The organism is Fischerella thermalis PCC 7521 (genome assembly GCF_000317225.1).
In the GTDB taxonomy this organism is placed as follows: domain Bacteria; phylum Cyanobacteriota; class Cyanobacteriia; order Cyanobacteriales; family Nostocaceae; genus Fischerella; species Fischerella thermalis.
Genome location: NZ_AJLL01000037.1, coordinates 76,355 through 101,563, shown reverse-complemented (window position 1 = coordinate 101,563; position 25,209 = coordinate 76,355). Strand labels below are relative to the sequence as shown.

Sequence of the window (25,209 nt, the reverse complement as noted above, 5' to 3'; positions counted from 1 at the left end):
TACTCTACCTAAACCTCGTATTTTGAGGTAAACGAACACAGATACACACCGATACACACCGATAGATTATCCGTGTTCATCTGTGTTCATCAGTGTTCGATTTTTCAAAACTTTATTTTCGCCGTAGTTAAAATTACTATGTCAAGTCCGACAGCAACGTTATTAATTTCCTGTCCCGATCAACAGGGACTTGTAGCTAAATTCGCCAATTTTATCTACGCCAATGGTGGTAATATTATCCATGCAGATCAACATACAGACTTTGCAGCCGAGTTATTTCTCACACGCCTAGAGTGGCAATTAACAGGATTTAATTTACCACGGGAATTTATTGCACCAGCCTTTAATGCGATCGCTCAACCATTAAATGCTAAATGGGAACTACACTTTTCTGATACTGTTCCCCGCATTGCCATTTGGGTTAGTAAGCAAGACCATTGTTTATTTGACTTAATTTGGCGACACCGTGCTAAAGAATTTACTGCGGAAATTCCCTTAATTATCAGCAATCATCTTCCACTTCAGGAAGTCGCAGAGCAATTTGGCATTGACTATCATTATATTCCTATTAATAAAGATAATAAATTAGAACAAGAAGCCAAACAACTAAAATTACTGCGTGAGTACAAAATTGATTTAGTTGTGTTGGCAAAATATATGCAAATTCTCAGCGCTGATTTTATTGCTAAATTTCCACAAATTATTAATATTCACCACTCTTTTCTACCAGCTTTTGTGGGTGCAAATCCTTACCAAAAAGCTTTTGAACGAGGTGTAAAAATTATTGGTGCGACAGCCCATTATGTGACTTCTGATTTAGATGCAGGACCAATTATTGAACAAGATGTCGTGCGGGTTAGTCACCGCGATGAAGTCGAAGATTTGATTAGAAAAGGAAAAGATTTAGAAAGAATTGTCCTAGCAAGAGCAGTGCGATCGCATTTACAAAATCGTGTGTTGGTCTACGGCAACCGCACAGTAGTATTTGAATAAAAGGGAACAGAGATCAGGGAAAGTAGGGTTCCCTCTGGAGAAAAGGGGAAGAGGTTTTCGTATTTGGTTGTAAAATTTTCTCATAAATAGCTGAGTTGAAAATACTTGGTGTCTTAGTGCCTTGGTGGTAAAAATTTTAACCACTAAGACTCCAAGACACAAAGATTTTTGACGCCTACTTCAGATAAAACAATAATCCAACTCCCGCGATCGCTATGATCACACCTGCGATCGCTCTCCAAGTAACTTTCTCACCTAGCCACATTCCAATAGGAATAATAAACACCGGACTAGTTTGCAGCAAGGTAGAAGCAACTCCCGCAACAGTAAATTTTAAAGCTATCTGCTGTAACCAAATTCCTAAGTAAGTTCCGCAAAAAGCTGCAAAAATAATTGCTGCTAAGACTCGTGATTGCCTAGCCTCGGCTATACTAAATAAGTTTTCTGATGGAGACTCTAAAACTTGCCTCCGTAGGCTTTGCCTGTATAGCAGTGATTTTAATATAGATTTGGAAAAGGTAAAAATTAGCAAAATCAGCACACCAGCACTCAACCGCAACAAAGCTGCCCACAAAGGATTCATAACAGATTGTGCAAATGCTGCACGCGAAAACAAAGCCCCCACAGCATTAGCAATTGCTGCCAATACTCCAAACCCTATTCCCCGCCATAGATTTACTGTCACACGAGAAGACGAAGAGGAAAAACTATTCCCTTGTCCCCCTTCGCTCCCCTCTCCCCGCGTCCCCCTACCTTCAGGAGTTCGTTCTGTCACTACCCAAGCAACTCCTAAAATCGTCAGCAAAATCCCACACCAAGCACTTAGATTTAGCTGTTCTTGGAGAAAAATCATTGCACCAATAGCTGTCATGGGTGGGGCTAAGGTTCCCATCAGTAAAGCGCGTCGCGCTCCTAAATTATTGATTGAAGCAAAGAAGACTGTATCACCAAAACCAATACCCACTACTCCACTGAGGAGAATTAGAGAAAGGGGAATAGGAGCAATGCTGGGAAATAATTCGCTACTCAGTACGATGGTGAGTAAAAGCAGAGCGATCGCAACTATGCCTTTCATTAAGTTGAGTTGCAGAGGCGGGATACGTTCACCCAAACGGCTATACACCACAGATGCGATCGCCCACAAACAAGCAGCAGACAAAGCTGCTATTTCACCTTGAAAACTCATGAAGAAGGCAAAAGGCAAAAGGCACAAGTGATAAGGAAATCCCATAAATTAGATAATGCTGACTTGAAAATTTCACCCCGAGCTTTCCATTGAAGCCAGTTAATGACGAATTTAAAAAAATATTAAAAATAATATTTACCCCTTTGCAAAAACTCAAGATTTTTCATATTTTAAGAAAAATACTCTTATAAACATTAGCACTCAATGCACGTTACTGCTAATTTTTTGCTGGTTCAAATTTAGCACTCAAGATATAAAAGTGCTAATTCATTGAGTGTTTTACTACCTATGACATAAGGTGTGATAACACTTTTTTTTCAGATGCATTTTCAATCCAGTTGCAGATATATTTAGTTTAAAAAGATTGATATTGGGGTAACAGCAATGAAATATACTTTTGATATTGTTGGAGTATCTCAAGTTTTACAATTTTTTAATCACCAACAACAAAATTTGCACAAACCACAACACCAAGGTGTGGAATATATCGCAACACACACATGTACATTAGACGCGCTGCTAGAATCTGTGGAGCCAGTACCGCAAAAATGGAATTGGGACAAAGATGAAGTTGTAGGTACAGTGATTAATTTTTGGATGCAGAATTCCGATAGTATTCGTTATTGGAAAGCACGTTTAATAGATGCTGGCAGGGATAACTTACTAGTAGCAAGAATTGCAGATATTAAAGCGTTAAAGAAAGAATTGGAATATCTATTAGGTGGAAATTTATAGCTAGATGTAAAGCTTCGTTATTGGGTATTGGGCATCGGTCATTGGGGAGGAGATTTTCCCATTACCAATTACCAGCCTACGCGACAGCATAAGTATATGAGTGAGCATGATATAAATTCTCAACTTCTACGAGAAGTCCGAGATCCGGGTAGCGGCGACCCCAGATAAAATAGTTAACAAATGATGCTCGCTAGCTGACCCATGACGCCTTTACAAGACGCAAACACTGTAACTGCTCACACTACTCCCAGTGTTGACTTTGAAACCGATGAGCAAAAAGAAACCGATCCTTTGGATGAATTGCCAGGAGAGGTCGAAATGACCCTTTTTGAGCATCTAGAGGAGTTGCGACTGCGGATTTTTTATGCGCTGATTGCAGTAGCAGTAAGTGTAGTTGGCTGTTTTTTTGCTGTCAAGCCTATAGTTCAGTTGTTGGAAGTGCCAGCCAAAGGAGTCAAATTTCTCCAGCTTGCACCCGGAGAATACTTTTTTGTATCTCTGAAAGTCGCAGGCTATAGTGGTTTGCTCCTCGCTAGTCCCTTCATACTATACCAAATCGTCCAGTTTGTACTGCCAGGCTTAACTCGCCGTGAACGCCGCTTATTAGCTCCTATAGTTCTAGGATCAACAGTGCTGTTTGCAGTAGGTTTAGTATTTGCTTATTCCCTACTGATTCCAGCTGCTTTAAAATTCTTTATTAGCTACGGTGCAGATGTCGTAGAACAACTATGGTCAATTGACAAATATTTTGAATTTGTCCTGTTGTTATTATTCAGTACGGGGTTAGCATTCCAAGTACCGATTATCCAACTTTTACTCGGTAGTTTAGGAATTGTCTCGTCAAAACAAATGCTCTCTGGCTGGCGTTATGTAATTTTAGGTGCAGTAGTTCTAGGAGCCGTCATAACGCCTTCTACAGACCCCCTTACCCAAACTCTCCTAGCTGGAGCCGTACTAGGGCTGTATTTTAGCGGAATTGGGCTAGTTAAGCTCATAGGTAAATAGAAGACACGGATAAATATCTCTCCCCCACTCCCCACACTCCCCATCTCCCCACTCCCCCTACCTTGTTGCAGATAGACATTTTTAACCAATTTGATGTTTTAGTAGTCGGCGCTGGTGCTGCTGGACTGTATACGGCGCTTTGTTTACCACAGTCCTTACAAGTTGGTCTGATTACCAAAGAAACTTTAACCTTGTCTGCTAGTGATTGGGCGCAGGGTGGTATTGCTGCTGCGATCGCTCCTGATGATTCACCACGGTTGCACATTGAGGATACAATCAAAGCAGGTGCGGGTTTGTGCGATCGCCCCGCAGTCGAATTCCTTGCCGAACATGCCCCAGACTGCATTAAATCTCTGGTAGAGCTTGGGGTTGCTTTTGATCGTCACGACAATCATTTAGCTTTAACTTTAGAAGCCGCCCACTCTAAACACCGGGTTCTTCACGCTGCTGATACTACAGGTAGAGAAGTAATCACCACTCTGACTGCACAGGTACTGCAACGGAAAAATATTCAAGTCATTCAGCAAGCTTTGGCATTGAGTTTGTGGATAGATCCTCAAACCCAAACCTGTCAGGGGATTAGCTTGTTTTATCAAGGTGAAATTACATGGATCAAAGCTGGTGCAGTAGTGCTAGCAACAGGTGGTGGTGGTCAGGTATTTGCTCAAACCACTAACCCAGCTGTGAGTACCGGAGATGGAGTAGCGATCGCAGCTCGTGCTGGAGCAATTCTCAGAGATTTAGAATTTGTACAATTCCACCCTACTGCTTTGACAAAACCAGGGGCGGAACGCTTTTTAATTAGTGAAGCTGTACGTGGTGAGGGAGCGCATCTAATAGATAATGAAGGGCGGCGTTTTGCTTTTGATTATCATCCGGCTGGTGAACTCGCCCCCAGAGATATCGTGAGTCGGGCAATTTTTAGTCACTTACAAAAAACCACTGCTGACCCCGCCACCGCCCACGTGTGGTTAGATATGCGCCCTATTCCTGCTGACAAAATTCGTCACCGCTTCCCTAACATCATTCATGTTTGTCAACGCTGGGGTATCGATGTTTTTTCCGAACCAATTCCCGTCGCTCCTGCTGCTCATTACTGGATGGGTGGTATTCTCACAGATATGATGAATCGCACCAACATTCCCGGTTTATACGCTGTCGGAGAAACTGCAAGTACTGGAGTACATGGTGCTAATCGCCTTGCTAGTAATTCTTTATTAGAATGTATTGTTTTTGGCGCGCAGATGGCCCATCTGGAGCTAAAGAGTGAATCAGTAAGTGAAGAACCGCTTCCAACAGTGTGGGAATTTGTTACAGATTTAGATAATTGGCACAAACAACGAGCATATTTAGAAGATTTGCGCCAAAAAATTCCCCGTTTAGTGTGGCAATATGCTGGTATCTGTCGAGAACAGTCAGGCTTAGAAATCGCGATCGCCACCGTCAAATCTTGGCAGCAAGATTTTGCTGATTTGCAACTAAGCCAATTTTTAATTTGTTTACACCCCAAACAAAGCGTTAGTTTCAAATTGCCAGATGTAGAACGACAATTGAGACTGTGGGCAGAAACTCACAATCTATTGGATGTAGCTTATTTAATCCTCACCAGTGCTGCTTTTAGAAAAGAAAGCAGAGGGGGACACTATCGCCTAGATTATCCCCAGTCAGATCCTAATTGGCAAGTTCATACACTGGTACAGTATTACAATTGGTGGAAAGCGCCTGTATTGACATAGGTTTTGGTTATTTGCTGTTAGTAGTTGGGCCTTACACTGTCCCTAATCCCCACGGCTGCAAGAATAAGGATTAGGGTCAGTCGGGAGTCAATAATAAATAAATTACTAACTATATAACTATTAATCGCTAACAATTAGCTATTAATTTTTGACTAATGATTAATTACATGATGGTCTAATAAAATAATTGTATTTGTCAATACTAGTCAACTACTAATAGATAGATGTTATAATTTGCTTTTTCAATAAAAAATTAAAAAATTCTCACAAAGAATGTTTGAGATCAATTGCCTGTAAAATTAAAATTTAAATTCAAACGTAAAACACTATAAAGTTATTGGCATGTGGAATTGTCCAGGGCAATCTACATCAAAAGCATCTACAGTGTTTTCTGCGATTTAACTTCAATTTAAATACCGAAAAACCATGAATACAACTTGGCAAAATATAACCCAAGTAATGGCAGCCGATTTGTGGATTAGGGTAGAAAAATTTTTAGCACAATCGCCCACATTACCACCGCAAGAGACTGGATTCAACACCTATGTGCAAAACTCTTTCCAACAGATAGGTGCATTTCTGCCTCGATTGCTGGGAGCAGTATTAATTTTGTTAGCTGGCTGGTTGATTGCTGCTAGTGTTGCTGCTGTCACACGAGGAATTCTCAATCGCACCCAAATAGATAACCGCATCGCCGCAGGTGTAGTTGGACGTGAAGACAACCAACTTCCCAAAGTCGAAACATTGATTTCCAATTTGGTGTTTTGGGGCATTCTACTACTGACCTTAGTTGCCGTTCTAGACACACTGGAATTAAGAGTTGCTTCACAACCACTGAATACTTTTCTCAATCAAATTGGCGACTTTTTACCTAGATTGGTGGGTGCGCTGATTTTTGCAGGAGTTGCTTGGTTAGTAGCCAGTGTTGTCAAGCTAATCACAATCAGAGGATTGCAGGCGTTAAGAATAGACGAACGTTTAAGTCCGCCAGAAGATGGCGGTACTACTCAAAATCAATTGCCTCTGAGTAATACCATTGGTAATGCTCTGTATTGGTTCATCTTTTTACTATTTTTGATACCAATACTAGATACTCTGGGGTTACAACGGGCACTACAACCAGTAGAAACACTGGTAACAGAGATTTTGGCAATTCTACCGAACGTCCTTGGAGCAATCATTATTGGTGTTGTCGGTTGGTTCATAGCAACTATTGTTCAACGGATTGTCACCAATTTACTCGCAGCAACAGGAATTGACAATTTAGGAACTCGATTAGGATTATCACGCACTGAGGGAACTCAACCTCTTTCCAGAATCATTGGCACAATTGTTTATGTTCTAATTTTGATTCCTGTAGCGATCGCAGCTTTGAATACTCTACAAATAGCAGCGATTTCAGTGCCGGCAATCGCGATGTTGCAACAAGTTCTCAATGTGCTTCCCGCCATCTTCACAGCGATCGCCATTTTAATTCTTGCCTATTTCTTGGGGCGGTTTGTGGCAGATTTAGTCACTAACATTTTGACCAGTATAGGTTTTAACAATATTTTGTCCGTGTTGGGTATATCACCGCCCCCAAGACGGATTGTGATTCCCGCAGAAGAACCAACAGCACCCACCCCCCCCAGCCGCACCCCCTCGGAAATTGCGGGCATTATTGTATTAGTTGGGATTATGTTGTTTGCGACTGTGGCAGCAGTCAATATCCTTAATATCCCTGCCCTAACAATGCTAGTAACTGGTATTGTTGTCGTACTCGGACGCATCTTGGCTGGAGTGATTATATTTGCTATCGGTTTATATCTAGCCAATCTAGCTTTCAACATTATTACTAGTTCTGGTAATCCCCAAGCTAGAATTTTAGGTCAGGTGACACGGATAGCAATTATCACTCTAGTCACCGCAATGGCATTACAACAAATTGGTGTTGCACCCGATATTGTCAATCTCGCCTTTGGCTTGCTACTAGGTGCGATTGCAGTGGCGATCGCTCTTGCTTTTGGTTTAGGATCTCGCGATCTTGCCAGAGAACAAGTCCAAGAATGGTTAGAATCTTTCAAAAATAGAGGTTAATGGAGCTTACAAGCACGTCACTCAAAAATCCAAAACACTAATTTAGTATTACAGCTTGAAGTTATAAACCGGGTTTTTGTTACCACAAAAACTCGGTTTATTTTGTTGGTGAATTAATCTCAATTTGAGTACGGGCATGAGATAATGCTATTCTTACCTGCTCAAAACCTGTACCACCGTAGCTATTACGAGCAGCAACTACTTGTCGAGGAGATATTGCTTCGTAAATGTCGGCTGCGAATGCTGGATGAAGTTGTTTCCACTCTTCCAGGGTTAAATCTTTCAGGAGTTTGCCAGCAGCAATGCTGGTTTTTACTACTTTACCCACAAGGTTGTATGCTTCTCGAAATGGTACACCTCGTGCTGCTAGATAATCGGCTACATCGGTAGCATTGGAAAAGTCTTCACATACTGCTTGTGCTAGGCGCTGGGTACGAAATTCCAGACCCTCCCGTAGCAAAATTGTCATTGCTTCTAGACATGCTTTGACGGTTTTAACACTATCAAATAAAGCTTCTTTGTCTTCTTGTAGATCTTTGTTGTATGCCAAGGGCAGTCCCTTCATAATTACTAACAAAGCTTGGAGATGACCGAAGACACGCCCAGTTTTTCCCCGCACTAATTCTGGGACATCAGGGTTTTTCTTTTGAGGCATGATGCTGGAACCAGTTGCACAGCTATCTTTCAGGGTGACAAAACCAAATTCTTCAGATGCCCAAAGAATGATTTCTTCTGAAAGTCGGCTCAAATGAACCATAATTAAGCTGGCAGCACACAAAAATTCGATCGCAAAATCGCGATCGCTCACCCCATCCAGACTGTTAGCATAAACACTATCAAAATCCAATAGTTGGGCTGTGTAATGGCGGTCAATTGGGAAAGTTGTTCCAGCCAAAGCACCACAGCCCAAAGGTGAAATATTCACTCGCTTCCAAACATCTCCCAAGCGTTCCCAGTCTCGTTGTGCCATTTGAAAGTATGCCAACAAGTGGTGAGCTAAACTCAAGGGTTGGGCGCGTTGCAAGTGGGTGTAACCAGGTATTAAAGTTTCAACGTGATTATCAGCAATATCTAACAGGACACTTTGGAATTCTCGCAGTTGCTGACGAATTTGTTGGATCTGATCACGTAGATACAATCTAGTATCTGTTCCTACTTGGTCGTTGCGGGAACGCCCTGTGTGTAATTTTTTACCCACATCCCCAATAATTTCCACAAGGCGATGCTCAACAGCAAAGTGTACGTCTTCTGCTTCCATACCGGGGTTAAACTTGCCTTGGCGATATTCTTGCCGGATTTGTTCTAAACCAGCAACTAATTGTTCTCCTTCTTCGGGAGAAATGATCCCACATTTAGTTAGCATCTGGGCATGAGCAACAGAGCCAGTCAAATCATATTCTATTAACTCAATGTCAAAACTAATACTTGCATTAAAACGAGCGATCGCAGGATGCAAGGCTAATTCAAATCGCTGGCTCCAAGTTTGCTGTTGAGTCATGTTCAGAGGCTGGGGATCGGGGACTGGGGATTGGAAGGGGGACAAGGGAGGTGGGGAGTGTGGGGAGTGTGAGGAGTAGAGGAATAACAACTAACCACTAACCACTATCCACTAACCACTAACAACCAACAATCAACCATCAACAAATAACCACTAACCAAAACTTGTCAGATTCCGAATCATATAACCAATTGCCAATCCAATCAAGAGCGCCCAGGCTTGGCCTGATTGGACAAAATGCGTAAAGGCTTTTTGCATCTGACCAATAAGATTTGGATCAGTGATGTTTTGAGCTAGGATATTCAAATTTTCCGGTAAATGCCAAATTAACTGAGACATCGAATCACTAAGTAATTGAATTTGTTCAAATTTATTCTTGAATAAGGGTTAAAGGGGGACAAGGAAGAACTTTTCACCAATCCCTGATCACCGTTTCTCCTGATCCCTTTTAGGGATCCGAGTTCTCCACTTTCCAATCCAAAATCAAAAATGGTATTACATCTTTGCCCTTTCCCTCTGATTACATCGAGATACTGATCGTTAGCCAAAAGCTTAAAGCAAAGGCAGCCAACGCGATCAAAAGTTTCATTTCTGAGTGATGTTTTTCACTAATGTAAAAGTAACATCACCGTTATAACTCAAGAATCAGATGATGCCATCCGCAATTTCTCGGCTGTTCGCAAAATTTTTCCTGCTAACACTGCTGCGCCAAAGCCATTATCAATATTCACTACACCAACTCCAGATGCACAAGAGTTGAGCATTGTCAATAGAGGTGCTAAACCTCCGAAACTTGCACCGTAACCAATGCTAGTAGGAACAGCAATCACCGGACAGTCTGCTAAACCTGCTACTACACTGGGTAAAGCACCCTCCATACCTGCGACGACAATCAACACAGAGGCATTTGCAATCACGTGGCGGTTACTCAGCAAGCGGTGAATGCCGGCGACTCCCACATCCCAGAGGCGCTGGACACGAAAGCCGGAAAGTTCTGCGGTGACAGCGGCTTCTTCAGCTACAGGTAAATCGGCTGTACCAGCAGAAATAATGCCAATTGTGCCAGGATAACGTGGCTGAAGATTGGGAGGAGCGATCGCACAAATTCTTGCTGATTCGTAGTATCGTAAATCTCTCACCTTGGGTTGCAGTGCTGCATAAATCTCCGGTACAATGCGAGTTGCCATAACTACAGGATTACGTAGACGCATTGTCTCCATAATTTGAGCAATTTGAGAGGGGGTTTTACCAGGGCCCCAAATCACCTCCGGAAAACCAGTTCTGATGGTGCGATGATTGTCAATTTTGGCAAACTCACCCACAGGTTCATAAGCTAAATATTTGAGTTCATCCAGGGCCACATCCAGGGAAACATTACCATTGGCAACAGCTTCAAGTAGCGATCGCAAATTTTCGTCATTTGTCATTTGTCAATGGTCATTGGTTGTTTGTTTGTTGTTTGTTAGTTGTACCAGACGTGCCATGGCACGTTTCTACATCGGTTAGTAGTTATTTTCCATTCTTCACACTCCACCACTACAGGAAGCCCTCCGGGCGTCTACGGGGGTTCCCATACCCTTACCTTAAGCCTATGAGCGCGTCTACGTGACGGAAAACGGAGCCACTGCGTCCTTGGGGGTTCAAGAGTTGTAGCACGTGGCGTCTGCGACCCCCTCACCGCTACGCGTCTACATACACACTCCTCATACCCTTCACACTCCCCCATCACCCCACCTCCCCACTTTAATTTAATTTTCCTCAGCAATTTTTAACTCATAAAGGTTCCAGAACGGGCCACCGAGGGCGGTATACTTGATGCCTTGGAAGCGATCGCGTACTGCCTGCAAATCTAATCTTTCTACCAAGTGAATAAATGGTAATTGTTCTGAGGCTATGCGCTGATACTCGTAATAAATTTCCTTGCGTTTGTTTTCATCTATTTCTTGAGCGCCCTTAATATAAAGACGGTCAATTTCCTTTTCCCAATCAGAAACTACCCAACCAGTCATAGGTGGATCCCCTGGCTGAGGACCAAGATTAAACGCATGGGATGCACCGTTAATTCTCCAGATGTTACTAGCACTGTGAGGTTCAACACCACCACCAGCAAAACCACCAAGATAACAATCCCAATCTTGAGTGACTTTCAGTTTTTCCAGATAAGCGTTGAAACTGAGGATTTGCAAATCAACTTGAATGCCAATCTTAGCTAAATCCTGCCTAATTTGTGCAGCCATATCCCCCCTAACTTTCCTTTCAGCGTTCGTCAGTAGGGTGAATCTCACTCGATTGCCATCTTCATCTACTAGCTGATTTTGGCCATTGTATTTGAACCCTGCTTGCAAAAGTAATTTCTTGGCTTTTTCTGGATCATAATTGTAAACTTTTAAGCCTTTTTCTGGAGGCAGAAAGTAGGGACTTTTGACATAAACGAAGGAATTTTGCAACTCACCTAAGCCACGAAATGCATTTGTTTTCATTGTTTCGCGGTCAATGGCATAGGCTACTGCTTGTCTAAATTCCTTCTTATTAAACCAACGAGATTTTATCGGATCTACAAAAGGCTGACCCTTAGCATTTTTAGCTTGATTGAGATTAAAAGAAATAAATGTAGTGCCAGTATCTGGTCCACCATTATAAATTTTAAACTTTGCTCGTTTTTCTTCCCGCTTCAATAAACTAAAACCTTCTGGAGGAACTTCGAGATTATCCAACTGTCCGGAGCGGAAACTGATTAACTGGTTATCAGTCGATTCAATTATCTGGAAAATCAACCTTTCTATGTAAGGTTGAGGATTGCCTTGAGCATCTTTGCGCCAATAGTATGGATTGCGTCGGAATATGACTCGCTGACTGGGGATATAAGTTTCCATAACATAAGGCCCATTACCAATAATTTCTTTGGGATCAGTGCCTGTTGTCCACATTGTTAGAAACTTGGGATTACCACCAGAATCGGTTGTGTGGACAGATTCTTTGAGAGCATGAGCAGGCAAAATTGTAATACCACCTACCCATCTCAAAAAAGGAGCAAAAGGTTCCGGTACAGTGAATTCTACTTTCAGGTCATCTATTTTGCTTACCTTAGGAGTATCACCACGCTCATTAATTCTTAAAGAATCTTTCGTCGGCGTGGGTATTTTGGGGTTTAGGTAAATGTCATTGTAGCTAAATACAATATCATCAGCAGTCATTGGTTTACCATCTGACCACTTAAGTCCTTTTTTGAGAGTGATGACAACTCGCTGTCCATTGTCAAGAACTTGCCAAGACTCAGCCAAACCAGGTTCTAACTCATTAGTAAGAGGATTTTCGTTAATTAATGAGTCATAAAGGGGTCCAAAGACACTGTATGCTGACTCATTTAGGGCTGGGTTAAAAGTGGAAGGCTCACCCAAAACAGCCACAATCATTTGCGGCACTTGAGCAGCTTTTGTTTGATAATTAGACGGGTTGCAAGCAACAGTTACCAGTGCGGTGATTAAAGCCAGAATTATTAATAAGCGAAAACGCTTAATAGAGGGAAAGATACTAGCAAAACTCATCATTTATTAATATCAAAATATTTTTATTTGCTCTCAACTAAATTTGACGCTAATAGCTCAAGTCAGCTAAAAGCTGACTATAATTATGAACTATTTCACCTAATTGAGTGGGTTTAACTGAATAAATTACCCTTGTAAAAGTAAAACCACTGCATAAGCGCAAATACCTTGTTCTTCCCCAACAGGACCTAGTTTTTCATTGGTAGTAGCTTTAATTCCAACTTGATTTGGTTGTAATTGTAAAACTCCTGCAATTTTTTCCTTCATCTTTTGAATATGAGGTTTTAATTTTGGGCGTTCTGCTACTACCACCGAGTCTATATTGCCTATTTGCCAGCCTTGAGAGCGAATAAGTTGGTGAACTTTACTCAATAACACCAAACTATCAGCACCTGCCCATTGCGGATCGCTAGGGGGAAAATAATGTCCAATATCGCCTAGCGATAAAGCTCCTAGCATAGCATCCATAATCGCGTGGGTGAGGACATCAGCATCACTATGGCCTAGCAAACCCAGAGAGTGAGGTATATTGATACCGCCAAGAATCAGAGGACGATCGCTCACTAGTCGATGAATATCATAACCGTTGCCAATCCGAATGTTCATTTTTAGTCCAGTGTCAAATGTCAATTCTTAGTAGTTAGTAGTTAGTAGTTGTTTAATACTTACTCCTCACACACCTCACACCCCTCACACTCCCCACCTCCCCATCTCCCCTAATCCCCTCCAGAGGTACCGAGTTCCCCATCTTTCCCTTCCTTCTCTTCTAGCCAAGCCTTGAGCAAATCAGGACGGCGATCGCCTGTTCTTTTGATTTGTTGTTCTAATCGCCACTTAGCAATTTCAGTATGATTGCCAGACAGTAGCACATCTGGTACTTTCCAGCCACGGAAATTTGCTGGACGGGTGTATTGGGGATAATCTAATAATCCTTCTTCAAAACTTTCTGATTTGAGGGACTCGACCTTACCAACAGTTCCTGGTAGTAGGCGCATTACACCATTAATCAAAGCCATTGCTGGAATTTCCCCACCGGTCAGAATAAAATCACCCAAAGATATTTCACGGGTGACTAAATGCAGTACTCGCTCATCTACACCTTCATAGTGACCACAAATGACCACCAATTGGTCATAATTGGTTGCTAATTCTCGTAACAGAGGTTGATTTATTGTTTGTCCTTGGGGACTCATCAGAATCACCTCTCTTCTGGGTAAAACAGGTAGGGATTCAACGGCGGCAAAAATTGGTTCTGGTTTCATGAGCATTCCGACACCGCCGCCGTAGGGTTCATCATCGACTTTACGATGCTTATCGGTAGTAAAGTCGCGGGGATTTATTAAATTGACCTGAGCAATCTGTTTGGCCAAGGCTTTACCAATCAGCCCGGAACTCAAAATAGAGGTAAAACTATCAGGAAATAGCGTAACTATATCAAAGCGCACAGTATTTCGTATTGGAGAACACTAATCTTAAATTTGGAATGTCCAGCACAGTACGGCAGAAATCATTAGAAAGTTAATAAACAAGTCACAAAATGGGTAGATGTTATGGTGATTAATTCTTTCTGCCAGGATTACCAAAAATTGTTGCCAAAGGCAAAAACTTTTGGTGTTTCCTTTTTGCCTACCCACCAGATACATAGTCTGAACGAGCGTCTACAGCATAGCAGCATAGCTGCTTTTTGGCGTTGGCTTCAAACTAGCCGATGTTGTATGTAACACATATGAGTTTGGTTGGTTGTATCTAGTTGTATCTATAAGTACTAGAAATAGTGGCATTCTATGAGTCAATAAAAGTTTTTCTAATTACTTAATTTATGTTTAAATATTGTCACATCTAAATTTAACTAATTCGGCTTAAGTCCTGGGCTATACCCAAAGTTAGCAGTGGGATATCAGCCGGAAGATGAAAAATTAACTTAATAACTGCCTTGGGAAGCAGGGTGGCTGCGCGGGTTCTCCTTTGAGGAGATAAAGGCACAAAAGCCAGAGATGCTGAGGAAGGCTCTGATTGTCTTCACAGACAAACATCATTAAAATCATGTCCCCAACAGAGCATCAGCAAATGAGACGCGAAACCTCCCCTATAACGCGAAGCGTTTAGTGGTAGGTACTTCACTATTCTGACTAGGTTAACAACTTCCAGGATGCATCGAACCAGCCTCAAAAAGAAAGTGCGTCAATATCTGTTTGTGTTTCCCAAAATTCGAGGAGACACTCAAATGGACAACCACCCGAGGGACACGCGACAAAGCGTCTACAAGCTCATGGTATTGCGATCGCAGTCACTACAACAAGATGCTATTAACTATAACTGCAAATCTGTTGCCACCGTGACGGCAAGGAATATGGGGGATTGGGGATTGGGGATTGGGCATCGGGCATTGAGTATTGGAAAATCATCAGTATCTTAATTACCAATTACCCATTACCAATTACCCATTACCAATTACCCATTACCAATTTAGGCGCAAAAATAATTGGGCTGCTGACCTTGTAATTTTCACCTGAAGTTGTTGACAGGAGAAACACAATGCCGGAATTACAAGCTAAATTGCTGGAAATGAGGACACCCCAAGCAACAAAAACTGCCGTTCTGGTGATCGGAGGCGCAGAAGACAAAGTCCATGGCCGCGAGATTTTGCGGACTTTTTTTGCTCGTGCTGGTGCTAATGACGCCCACATAGCAATTATTCCCTCTGCCTCTCGTGAACCCTCTATCATCGGTGGTCGCTATATCCGTATTTTTGAGGATATGGGTGCTAAAAAAGTTGAGCTTCTGGACATACGAGAAAGGGAGCAGTGTGAATACCGTGATTACCAACAGTCCCTGGAAGCTTGTACCGGGGTTTTTTTAACAGGAGGTGATCAATTGCGATTGTGTGGTGTCTTATCAGACACACCAGCAATGGATATTATCCGGCAGCGAGTTAGATCTGGAGAACTAACTCTCGCAGGTACTAGCGCAGGTGCGGCTGTCATGGGACATCACATGATAGCAGGCGGTGGTAGTGGTGAGTCACCCAATCGTTCCCTGGTGGATATGGCTACTGGTTTGGGATTTATCCCTGAGGTGATTGTAGACCAACATTTTAACAATCGTAATCGTATGGGACGTTTGATGAGTGCGATCGCTTCTCACCCAGATCGTCTGGGGATTGGCATTGATGAAGACACTTGTGCGCTGTTTGAACGCGATGGTTGGTTACAAGTTTTGGGCAAGGGTTCAGTTACAATAATAGACCCGACCGAAGTCACTCACACAAACGAACCCCATGTGGGAGCAACTGAACCTTTGAATCTTCACAATTTGCGCCTACACATTCTCAGTCATGGCGATCGCTTCCACCTTTACCAACGCACTGTTTTACCTGCTGTCTACCGCATCTCCAACTGACGGACTTAAGTATCTGGAGTTACACTGAGTTGATCGCGCAATTCTACGTTGCAGCAGAAAAATGAGAGTACTACGATGTAAGAAGAAAAAAACTGTTTACCATGAACAGTTTGGCGGTCAATTTCAGTAAGAAACTAGAATTTTGGTTCCGAATCTCCATCTACCTATTCCCATGAGAATCCTCAAAATCCAGACCTTACGCGGCCCCAACTACTGGAGCATTCGACGCCACAAGCTGATCGTCATGCGCCTTGATCTAGAAAATCTTGCCGAGACGCCCTCGAATGAAATCCCTGGCTTTTATGAAGGACTAGTTGAGGCTCTGCCTAGTCTGGAAGGTCACTACTGCTCGCCTGGCTGTCGTGGTGGTTTTTTGATGCGAGTACGCGAAGGCACCATGATGGGTCACATTGTGGAACATGTCGCCTTAGAACTGCAAGAATTAGCCGGTATGCACGTCGGTTTCGGTCGTACTCGGGAAACGTCTACATCGGGTGTTTACCAAGTCGTCTTTGAGTATCTAAATGAGGAAGCCGGACGCTATGCAGGTAGAGCCGCAGTCCGGCTGTGCCAAAGTATTGTTGACCGAGGTCGTTATCCAAAGGCGGAGCTAGAACAAGATTTACAAGACCTGAAAGACTTATGGCGTGATGCAGCCTTGGGACCTTCCACAGAGTCAATCGTCAAAGAAGCTGAAAAAAGAGGTATTCCCTGGATGCAACTAGGGGCACGCTTCTTAATTCAACTGGGCTATGGTGTCAACCAAAAGCGGATGCAAGCAACCATGACCGATAACACCGGTATCTTGGGAGTAGAACTAGCTTGCGACAAAGAAGCCACCAAACGCATACTCGCAAATGCAGGAGTACCAGTTCCCAAAGGTACGGTAATTAACTTTTTGGACGATTTGCCAGAGGCAATTGAATATGTTGGAGGCTATCCCATTGTTATTAAACCCTTAGACGGAAATCACGGGCGTGGCATCACCATCGACATCCAAAATTGGGAAGAAGCAGAGGTAGCCTACGACGCCGCCAGACAAATTTCTCGCTCAATTATTGTAGAGCGGTATTACAAGGGACGTGACCATCGAGTCTTGGTTGTAGACGGCAAAGTAGTGGCAGTTGCGGAACGTGTACCTGCTCATGTGGTTGGTGATGGCAGATCTACCATTGCGGAATTGATAGAGGAAACCAATAAAGACCCAAATCGTGGTGAGGGACATGATAAAGTTCTCACCAAAATTGAACTAGATCGTACCAGTTATCAGTTACTGGAAAGGCAAGGTTACACCCTCGACAGTGTATTAGCGAAAGACGAAATTTGCTATTTACGGGCAACGGCAAACTTAAGTACGGGTGGTATTGCTGTAGATAGAACAGATGAAATTCACCCAGAAAACGTTTGGTTAGCCCAGCGTATCGTCAAGATTATCGGTTTAGATATCGCCGGCATTGATATTGTCACATCGGATATTAGCCGCCCCTTACGAGAGGTTGATGGTGTAATTGTGGAAGTCAATGCTGCTCCCGGCTTCCGGATGCATGTTGCCCCCAGTCAAGGCACCCCCCGTAACGTTGCAGGAGCAGTGATTGATATGCTGTTCCCCAACGAACAAGCTAGCCGGATTCCGATTTTGAGTGTCACGGGTACAAATGGCAAGACGACCACTACCCGCCTCCTGGCTCACATCTACAAACAGACAGGTAAGGTAGTAGGTTATACGACCACAGACGGAACTTATATCGGTGATTACTTAGTAGAAGTCGGGGACAACACAGGCCCACAAAGCGCTCAGTTAATTTTGCAAGACCCGACAGTTGAAGTAGCAGTTTTGGAAACCGCTAGGGGCGGGATTCTCCGCTCTGGCTTGGCCTTTGAAGCTGCCAATGTCGGTGTAGTGTTAAATGTTGCTGCTGATCACTTGGGTATTGGTGACATTGACACAATCGACCAGTTGGCACATCTCAAGAGTGTGGTTGCCGAAGCCGTTTATCCTGATGGCTACGCTGTTCTTAACGCCGATGATCCCCGCGTGGCTGCGATCGCAGAACGAACAAAAGCCAATATTGCCTACTTCACTATGAACCCAGAATCGGAATTGGTGCGAAACCACATCCAAAAGGGTGCAGTTGCAGCAGTGTACGAAAATGGCTTTTTGTCAATATTAAAAGGTGATTGGACGCACCGCATCGAACGGGCAGAAAATATTCCCCTGACAATGGGTGGACGGGCCCCATTTATGATTGCCAACGCTTTGGCAGCTTCCTTAGCGGCGTTTGTGCAAAATGTGTCAATTGAGCAAATTCGGGCTGGCTTAAATACATTCCGGGCTTCGGTAAGTCAAACACCAGGACGGATGAACTTGTTTAACTTGGGTAACTTCCACGCTTTGGTAGATTATGCCCACAATCCCCATAGTTACGAAGCTTTAGGTTCCTTTGTCCGCAACTGGACAAATGGCGATCGCATTGGTGTTATAGGTGGACCTGGCGATCGGCGTGATCAAGACTTTGTAGCTTTGGGTAAGTTGTCAGCCGAAATTTTTGACTACGTAATTGTCAAAGAAGATGACGACACCAGAGGTAGGGCGCGCGGTTCGGCTGCGGAATTAATTATTCAAGGTATTAAGCAAGTCAACCCTAATTACGAATTTGAAGCAATTCTCGATGAAACCCAAGCCATTAACAAAGCCTTGGATATTGCCCCTGAGAACAGTTTGGTGGTAATCTTGCCAGAAAGCGTCAATCGTGCCATCAAGTTGATTAAGGCGCGTGGTGTTGTGAAAGAAGAAGTTTCCCAACAAAATACCACCCCCGCAACTGTAGATGCTCATATGGGTGTGACTTCATCTATTGTCAATTCAATTATTTAGTCAATGGTCATTTGTCATTGGTCATTTGTAAACACAAAGGACTAATGACCAAGAACAAATGACTATTTTTATTTTTCTTCTTCTTCGGAGTTACTATCCTCATCAGTTGTGGTTTTATTCATTTCTTCTTTAAAACCCCGCAAGGTTTTGCCTAGTGCGCTTCCGAGTTCGGGGATTTTTTTCGGTCCAAAAATTAACAAGGCGACGATCGCGATTACCCCTACTTCTGTCCATCCCAGTCCAAACATAAGTGTCTCCCGTGAAAAACTCTACTTAAAATATAGTAGGGTGGGGATGTATGGATGATGTTGTGATTTTATTTGGGGTGTGTGGTTGAGTATCTTTTTTGAACCACAAAGCCACAAAGACACAAAGAAAAATCGATTTTGAAGTCCTAGTGTTATGGCGATCGCCCTAGGCTACTTAGGCTTGATTGGTGCAAACCTGTAGGTGTTTTTTGGAGCAGGTGAATTTTAATCGCTGGAAGCCCTACCAGTTCTGCTTTTGAATGCTTCTAAGTCCAAAAGGGGTTTGCACCAATTGTGAAATGCTTGCCAGACAAGGTTTTGAGCCTATTTTTTCTTCTCCGCCCTTGACATTCCGATGGCTGAAACGCTATATTTACTCTAGGTCTGCACCACTGAACCTTGAAAACCAAATACAGCAAGGCTTCTGAATTGAGCAGTTGCAACTTAAATTAATCCCTATTAGGGATTGAAACTACGGTAATCCTTTGATATTTCAAAATTTAGAAAGTTGCAACTTAAATTAATCCCTATTAGGGATTGAAACGGCGGCGAGAGATCCGGCACCAGCGAATTTCTGAAGTTGCAACTTAAATTAATCCCTATTAGGGATTGAAACTCTTGTATCTACAAGATTGGGCTTTGAATTTTTTGTTGCAACTTAAATTAATCCCTATTAGGGATTGAAACTGATTTCTTTGTGACGTTGATATTTCTTCCACCGTTGCAACTTAAATTAATCCCTATTAGGGATTGAAACGTAGAAACCACGGTAGTAGAAGAGCCTGCGTTGGTTGCAACTTAAATTAATCCCTATTAGGGATTGAAACGCCATAGGCTTTCACTAATCGACAATCACCAAAGCGTTGCAACTTAAATTAATCCCTATTAGGGATTGAAACAGCTCAACCAAACAACGAGACGACCTTGACAGGGTTGCAACTTAAATTAATCCCTATTAGGGATTGAAACAACAAATACACTCACGAAGTGAGGGCGTATCAACCAGTTGCAACTTAAATTAATCCCTATTAGGGATTGAAACGGCTGCAACTATGGCTAGTAGCAGTATTGCAGATGTTGCAACTTAAATTAATCCCTATTAGGGATTGAAACGTATGTAACAGCAATGTGATACCACACACCAACGTTGCAACTTAAATTAATCCCTATTAGGGATTGAAACGCCTTTTAAGGCTACTTAATCAATCTTTTCTAAAAGCCGGGTTGCAACTTAAATTAATCCCTATTAGGGATTGAAACAGTCGTGCAACCCGACTTTTGTACCCGAATTCATTGGGTTGCAACTTAAATTAATCCCTATTAGGGATTGAAACAGAATAATTGAACTGATCAAATTGTTCGTCCGAAAGTTGCAACTTAAATTAATCCCTATTAGGGATTGAAACATCGAACCTTCGCTTGGTATGATCCACGAGATGAGTTGCAACTTAAATTAATCCCTATTAGGGATTGAAACGAATGGAAACAATACCCAATCCGGCTTTATAGCCGTTGCAACTTAAATTAATCCCTATTAGGGATTGAAACTTAAATCTTCAACTGGGGAAGCTAAGCTCGGAAAAGGTTGCAACTTAAATTAATCCCTATTAGGGATTGAAACGCTCAATTGCGGACGCTTAATCGATCGGGATTCCACGGTTGCAACTTAAATTAATCCCTATTAGGGATTGAAACACGGCACGGGCTTGACCGCCCCTTGGCTAAAAAAGAAGTTGCAACTTAAATTAATCCCTATTAGGGATTGAAACTGTGTAGGCTCTCTTGTAGTCCATCATCATTTTGTTGCAACTTAAATTAATCCCTATTAGGGATTGAAACCCAATTCACAGCGACATAAAAAATTTCAAAGGAGAGTTGCAACTTAAATTAATCCCTATTAGGGATTGAAACCTTGCAGGAATTCCCTTTGTAGGAATTCCCTTATCCAAGGTTGCAACTTAAATTAATCCCTATTAGGGATTGAAACTGGAGCTTCTTAGTACCAGTCGCCATGCTCCGGGATGGCTGGGTTGCAACTTAAATTAATCCCTATTAGGGATTGAAACAATTCATGCATGGATACATTTGATATACTAAGGTTGCAACTTAAATTAATCCCTATTAGGGATTGAAACCAAACAGTGGATATAGATCCTGCAAAATCTCAGGACGTTGCAACTTAAATTAATCCCTATTAGGGATTGAAACAACCAGGATTATTACGGAACTTTATACAGTGATGGGAGTTGCAACTTAAATTAATCCCTATTAGGGATTGAAACCCTATATCACTTCTGGAAAGTCTATCTGGAAGAGTTGCAACTTAAATTAATCCCTATTAGGGATTGAAACATTGGCAAATTCATCTGTGTATTTACCAATTCTCAGTGGTTGCAACTTAAATTAATCCCTATTAGGGATTGAAACACAGCCTTCATGATGGCATTTGCCTTGTCGTTTGTGGCGTTGCAACTTAAATTAATCCCTATTAGGGATTGAAACATCAACCTAATGCAAACTGACGGTAGCAGTCAGACCTGTTGCAACTTAAATTAATCCCTATTAGGGATTGAAACTAGGGACACACAAATGACTATATAACTATAAAACTGTTGCAACTTAAATTAATCCCTATTAGGGATTGAAACCAAGGAGAAAAACGGGACTGGTACAATGCCCGCAGGTTGCAACTTAAATTAATCCCTATTAGGGATTGAAACCTTTGACAAAGCCAAAAAGCTAGTGCAGGACACCCGTTGCAACTTAAATTAATCCCTATTAGGGATTGAAACACTACAAATTTCAAAACCAGGATTGAAAATGCGATCGCGTTGCAACTTAAATTAATCCCTATTAGGGATTGAAACGATTACTTGAAATCCCCCAAGGATCAAAACCAGGTTGCAACTTAAATTAATCCCTATTAGGGATTGAAACGCAAATTGAAGAGCAAATAAAAGCAATTGATAATTCAGTTGCAACTTAAATTAATCCCTATTAGGGATTGAAACAAAATATTTGGAGCGCTAAGATCAGCAGCCAAGTTGTTGCAACTTAAATTAATCCCTATTAGGGATTGAAACCCAAAGATATGCTACTAAAGCAGTCTTTTGGGTGGTTGCAACTTAAATTAATCCCTATTAGGGATTGAAACGGCGAATGTCGATGCTTTGGCGGAGCTGGTTGCTGAGAGTTGCAACTTAAATTAATCCCTATTAGGGATTGAAACGTGTACAACGACAATGGCATGATCACAAGCGTCCCTGGGGGTTGCAACTTAAATTAATCCCTATTAGGGATTGAAACACCGGCGAGCAACCAGACATCGTGCCCAACATCATTGTTGCAACTTAAATTAATCCCTATTAGGGATTGAAACTAAAGAGAAAGAGCCTGAAGCTCCTGTGGGTGCGATCGCGGGTTGCAACTTAAATTAATCCCTATTAGGGATTGAAACCTGGTGCTGTTGGTCGTGGCATCGCACTGCCCATGGGTTGCAACTTAAATTAATCCCTATTAGGGATTGAAACGCGCCTCGAAAATGAGGGGACTTTCCTCCATTGGTTGCAACTTAAATTAATCCCTATTAGGGATTGAAACCAAGTGTGTGCTCAGCAAGTCCCTAGCGGGCGTCAGGGACTTCAGTTGCAACTTAAATTAATCCCTATTAGGGATTGAAACAGTAGCTGCTTGCAATTGCTGCTCGGTAACCGGGGCGGTTGCAACTTAAATTAATCCCTATTAGGGATTGAAACGGAAACAATAGACTTGACGCGGACGTCCGTCAGTAGTTGCAACTTAAATTAATCCCTATTAGGGATTGAAACCAAGCAAAAAAATCTTTTCAACCCTAACATAACGTTGCAACTTAAATTAATCCCTATTAGGGATTGAAACTGCAGGTGGCAGAATTGATGGTCCAACAGCAAGTGGTTGCAACTTAAATTAATCCCTATTAGGGATTGAAACGAAAGACCGGCACGCTCAACCAAGGAGACCTAGATTTGTTGCAACTTAAATTAATCCCTATTAGGGATTGAAACGAACCCTTACAGTCTCCCAAAGCATACAGAGAAGCTGTTGCAACTTAAATTAATCCCTATTAGGGATTGAAACAAGCTGGATTACTTACCTTGGGTGGAGGTGAGGATGTTGCAACTTAAATTAATCCCTATTAGGGATTGAAACGGTATAGCCCAATTTTGTGAACCAGAAGAGTATGGTGGTAGAGTTGCAACTTAAATTAATCCCTATTAGGGATTGAAACATACCACTCCCCGGGAATTACGTATCTTCCGATGGATGGAGGTTGCAACTTAAATTAATCCCTATTAGGGATTGAAACGGTTTTACGATCATTTCTATCATCCTTAACAAGGTTGCAACTTAAATTAATCCCTATTAGGGATTGAAACCGCTTGAAAGATATTGCCGCCGATATCGAGTATGGTTGCAACTTAAATTAATCCCTATTAGGGATTGAAACATCGGATTCGGGCGTGTTGATTTTCTCGCTCACGTTGCAACTTAAATTAATCCCTATTAGGGATTGAAACTCCCAGCCCGGTTAGACGCCGGGCTTTTCTGTTGGGGTTGCAACTTAAATTAATCCCTATTAGGGATTGAAACTAAGAATGGGCGAGCGAAGGAAGTGAAAATTGATGTCAAGTTGCAACTTAAATTAATCCCTATTAGGGATTGAAACCAATCAAAAAACATCTGGCACGCATGTGCGCGATGTTGCAACTTAAATTAATCCCTATTAGGGATTGAAACCGGGTATTCGGGACCAAGGATGCTCAGATGGTGCAGGGAAGGTTGCAACTTAAATTAATCCCTATTAGGGATTGAAACGTAATCGATCAGGTAGACAATCCCCTGATCGTAGGTTGCAACTTAAATTAATCCCTATTAGGGATTGAAACATGGTACGGCACTAACAAGCAATACAAATAGCGTTGCAACTTAAATTAATCCCTATTAGGGATTGAAACCTGCATTTGATTTTCCCTGCCCTATGGCAGCGAGCGCCCACGTTGCAACTTAAATTAATCCCTATTAGGGATTGAAACCGACACAACGAAATAGATTCCCCAGACCACGTTGCAACTTAAATTAATCCCTATTAGGGATTGAAACCTTTGCGCTTGAAGTTGATTCCACTGCCGATATCGTTGCAACTTAAATTAATCCCTATTAGGGATTGAAACTCGGCACTTTATTCTATATGAAAAACAAGGAAGGGTTGCAACTTAAATTAATCCCTATTAGGGATTGAAACAAAAAATTCACATTCAACAGACGTTCCGCGATCGCGTTGCAACTTAAATTAATCCCTATTAGGGATTGAAACGGAGGATTCTAATCCCCATCCGGGCTTGCAAGCCCGGAGTAGTTGCAACTTAAATTAATCCCTATTAGGGATTGAAACATAAAAATTAAATTACCACCTTGCTTGCTAACAACCCGTTGCAACTTAAATTAATCCCTATTAGGGATTGAAACTAGGTTCAGCCTCAGGTTCAGCCACTGACTCCTTGGTTGCAACTTAAATTAATCCCTATTAGGGATTGAAACGCCCTTTGTGGTTCAAATACGAGCAACGAGCGTTGCGTTGCAACTTAAATTAATCCCTATTAGGGATTGAAACATTTCAAAATTCATGGATGGGATGAGAATGCCGCCCTCGTTGCAACTTAAATTAATCCCTATTAGGGATTGAAACTTCGAGTTTACTTGCCACCGCAGTTACGTTTTTTTGTTGCAACTTAAATTAATCCCTATTGGCGTTGCTGAATTTGGTCATGAATTATGTGTGCATACATTTTTGTAGTTCGATGCCAAATCATTGTAGAGACGTAGCAATGCTACGTCTCTACGTCTGGTCATACCCGTGAATTGTAAATTCATATC

General features: G+C 42.2%; 16 protein-coding genes and 1 CRISPR repeat array. Of the genes, 8 read left to right on the top strand and 8 right to left on the bottom strand.

Translation table 11 applies throughout. From position 1 onward, the window contains the following. The first annotated feature begins 138 nt into the window (after positions 1-138). Positions 139-993: a formyltetrahydrofolate deformylase gene (purU, locus tag UYK_RS0109365; RefSeq protein ID WP_009455970.1), complete on the top strand. Its 855-nt coding sequence runs from the start codon at positions 139-141 to the stop codon at positions 991-993. A gap of 175 nt (positions 994-1,168) precedes the next feature. Here purU and UYK_RS0109360 read toward each other — a convergent pair whose 3' ends face one another. Beyond that, the gene (locus tag UYK_RS0109360; protein ID WP_235182315.1) at positions 1,169-2,179 is read right to left on the bottom strand and encodes a DMT family transporter; all 1,011 of its coding nucleotides are present in this window, start codon (positions 2,177-2,179) and stop codon (positions 1,169-1,171) included. Positions 2,180-2,563: 384 nt separating this feature from the next. Between UYK_RS0109360 and UYK_RS0109355 the strand changes: the two genes are divergently transcribed. The 4 genes from UYK_RS0109355 to UYK_RS0109340 all read left to right on the top strand — a co-directional run bounded on the left by UYK_RS0109355 (position 2,564) and on the right by UYK_RS0109340 (position 7,731). Next, on the top strand, positions 2,564-2,914 hold the full coding sequence (locus tag UYK_RS0109355) for a hypothetical protein (RefSeq protein WP_009455973.1): 351 nt from the start codon (positions 2,564-2,566) through the stop codon (positions 2,912-2,914). A 201-nt stretch (positions 2,915-3,115) separates the two neighbouring features. Next, the gene (tatC, locus tag UYK_RS0109350) at positions 3,116-3,919 is read left to right on the top strand and encodes a twin-arginine translocase subunit TatC (protein WP_009455974.1); all 804 of its coding nucleotides are present in this window, start codon (positions 3,116-3,118) and stop codon (positions 3,917-3,919) included. A gap of 62 nt (positions 3,920-3,981) precedes the next feature. Continuing rightward, positions 3,982-5,655 carry an L-aspartate oxidase gene (gene nadB / locus UYK_RS0109345; protein WP_026086416.1) on the top strand — a complete coding sequence of 558 codons (1,674 nt, stop codon included), beginning with the start codon at positions 3,982-3,984 and terminating at the stop codon, positions 5,653-5,655. Positions 5,656-6,081: 426 nt separating this feature from the next. Continuing rightward, the gene (locus UYK_RS0109340) at positions 6,082-7,731 is read left to right on the top strand and encodes a mechanosensitive ion channel (RefSeq protein ID WP_016871309.1); all 1,650 of its coding nucleotides are present in this window, start codon (positions 6,082-6,084) and stop codon (positions 7,729-7,731) included. A gap of 97 nt (positions 7,732-7,828) precedes the next feature. Here UYK_RS0109340 and argH read toward each other — a convergent pair whose 3' ends face one another. From argH to trmD, 6 genes are all read right to left on the bottom strand, one after another. Next, positions 7,829-9,229: an argininosuccinate lyase gene (gene argH, locus UYK_RS0109335; protein ID WP_016871308.1), complete on the bottom strand. Its 1,401-nt coding sequence runs from the start codon at positions 9,227-9,229 to the stop codon at positions 7,829-7,831. Positions 9,230-9,382: 153 nt separating this feature from the next. Then, positions 9,383-9,568 (bottom strand): hypothetical protein, encoded by a 186-nt coding sequence (locus tag UYK_RS0109325; RefSeq protein WP_016871307.1) that lies wholly within the window; start codon positions 9,566-9,568, stop codon positions 9,383-9,385. Between the two features lie 299 nt (positions 9,569-9,867). Next, on the bottom strand, positions 9,868-10,656 hold the full coding sequence (gene larB, locus UYK_RS0109320; protein ID WP_009455990.1) for a nickel pincer cofactor biosynthesis protein LarB: 789 nt from the start codon (positions 10,654-10,656) through the stop codon (positions 9,868-9,870). Positions 10,657-10,977: 321 nt separating this feature from the next. Further along, on the bottom strand, positions 10,978-12,774 hold the full coding sequence (locus tag UYK_RS0109315; RefSeq protein WP_016871306.1) for an ABC transporter substrate-binding protein: 1,797 nt from the start codon (positions 12,772-12,774) through the stop codon (positions 10,978-10,980). Between the two features lie 126 nt (positions 12,775-12,900). Then, the gene (ispF, locus tag UYK_RS0109310; RefSeq protein WP_009455995.1) at positions 12,901-13,380 is read right to left on the bottom strand and encodes a 2-C-methyl-D-erythritol 2,4-cyclodiphosphate synthase; all 480 of its coding nucleotides are present in this window, start codon (positions 13,378-13,380) and stop codon (positions 12,901-12,903) included. Between the two features lie 110 nt (positions 13,381-13,490). Then, positions 13,491-14,219 (bottom strand): tRNA (guanosine(37)-N1)-methyltransferase TrmD, encoded by a 729-nt coding sequence (trmD, locus tag UYK_RS0109305; protein ID WP_009455997.1) that lies wholly within the window; start codon positions 14,217-14,219, stop codon positions 13,491-13,493. 704 nt (positions 14,220-14,923) lie between these two features. On the opposite strand from trmD, the gene UYK_RS26035 reads away from it, so the two are divergent. The 3 genes from UYK_RS26035 (at position 14,924) to cphA (ending at position 19,048) form a co-directional block, all read left to right on the top strand. Beyond that, positions 14,924-15,190, top strand: coding sequence for a hypothetical protein (locus tag UYK_RS26035; protein ID WP_102205944.1), 267 nt, complete (start codon positions 14,924-14,926; stop codon positions 15,188-15,190). 119 nt (positions 15,191-15,309) lie between these two features. Then, on the top strand, positions 15,310-16,173 hold the full coding sequence (locus UYK_RS0109300) for a cyanophycinase (protein WP_009455999.1): 864 nt from the start codon (positions 15,310-15,312) through the stop codon (positions 16,171-16,173). Positions 16,174-16,345: 172 nt separating this feature from the next. Then, on the top strand, positions 16,346-19,048 hold the full coding sequence (cphA, locus tag UYK_RS0109295; protein ID WP_009456001.1) for a cyanophycin synthetase: 2,703 nt from the start codon (positions 16,346-16,348) through the stop codon (positions 19,046-19,048). Positions 19,049-19,116: 68 nt separating this feature from the next. Here cphA and tatA read toward each other — a convergent pair whose 3' ends face one another. Continuing rightward, on the bottom strand, positions 19,117-19,296 hold the full coding sequence (tatA, locus tag UYK_RS0109290; protein WP_009456003.1) for a twin-arginine translocase TatA/TatE family subunit: 180 nt from the start codon (positions 19,294-19,296) through the stop codon (positions 19,117-19,119). 436 nt (positions 19,297-19,732) lie between these two features. Further along, positions 19,733-25,021: direct repeats of the CRISPR family, unit length 37 nt; unit sequence GTTGCAACTTAAATTAATCCCTATTAGGGATTGAAAC. Positions 25,022-25,209 lie beyond the last annotated feature (188 nt).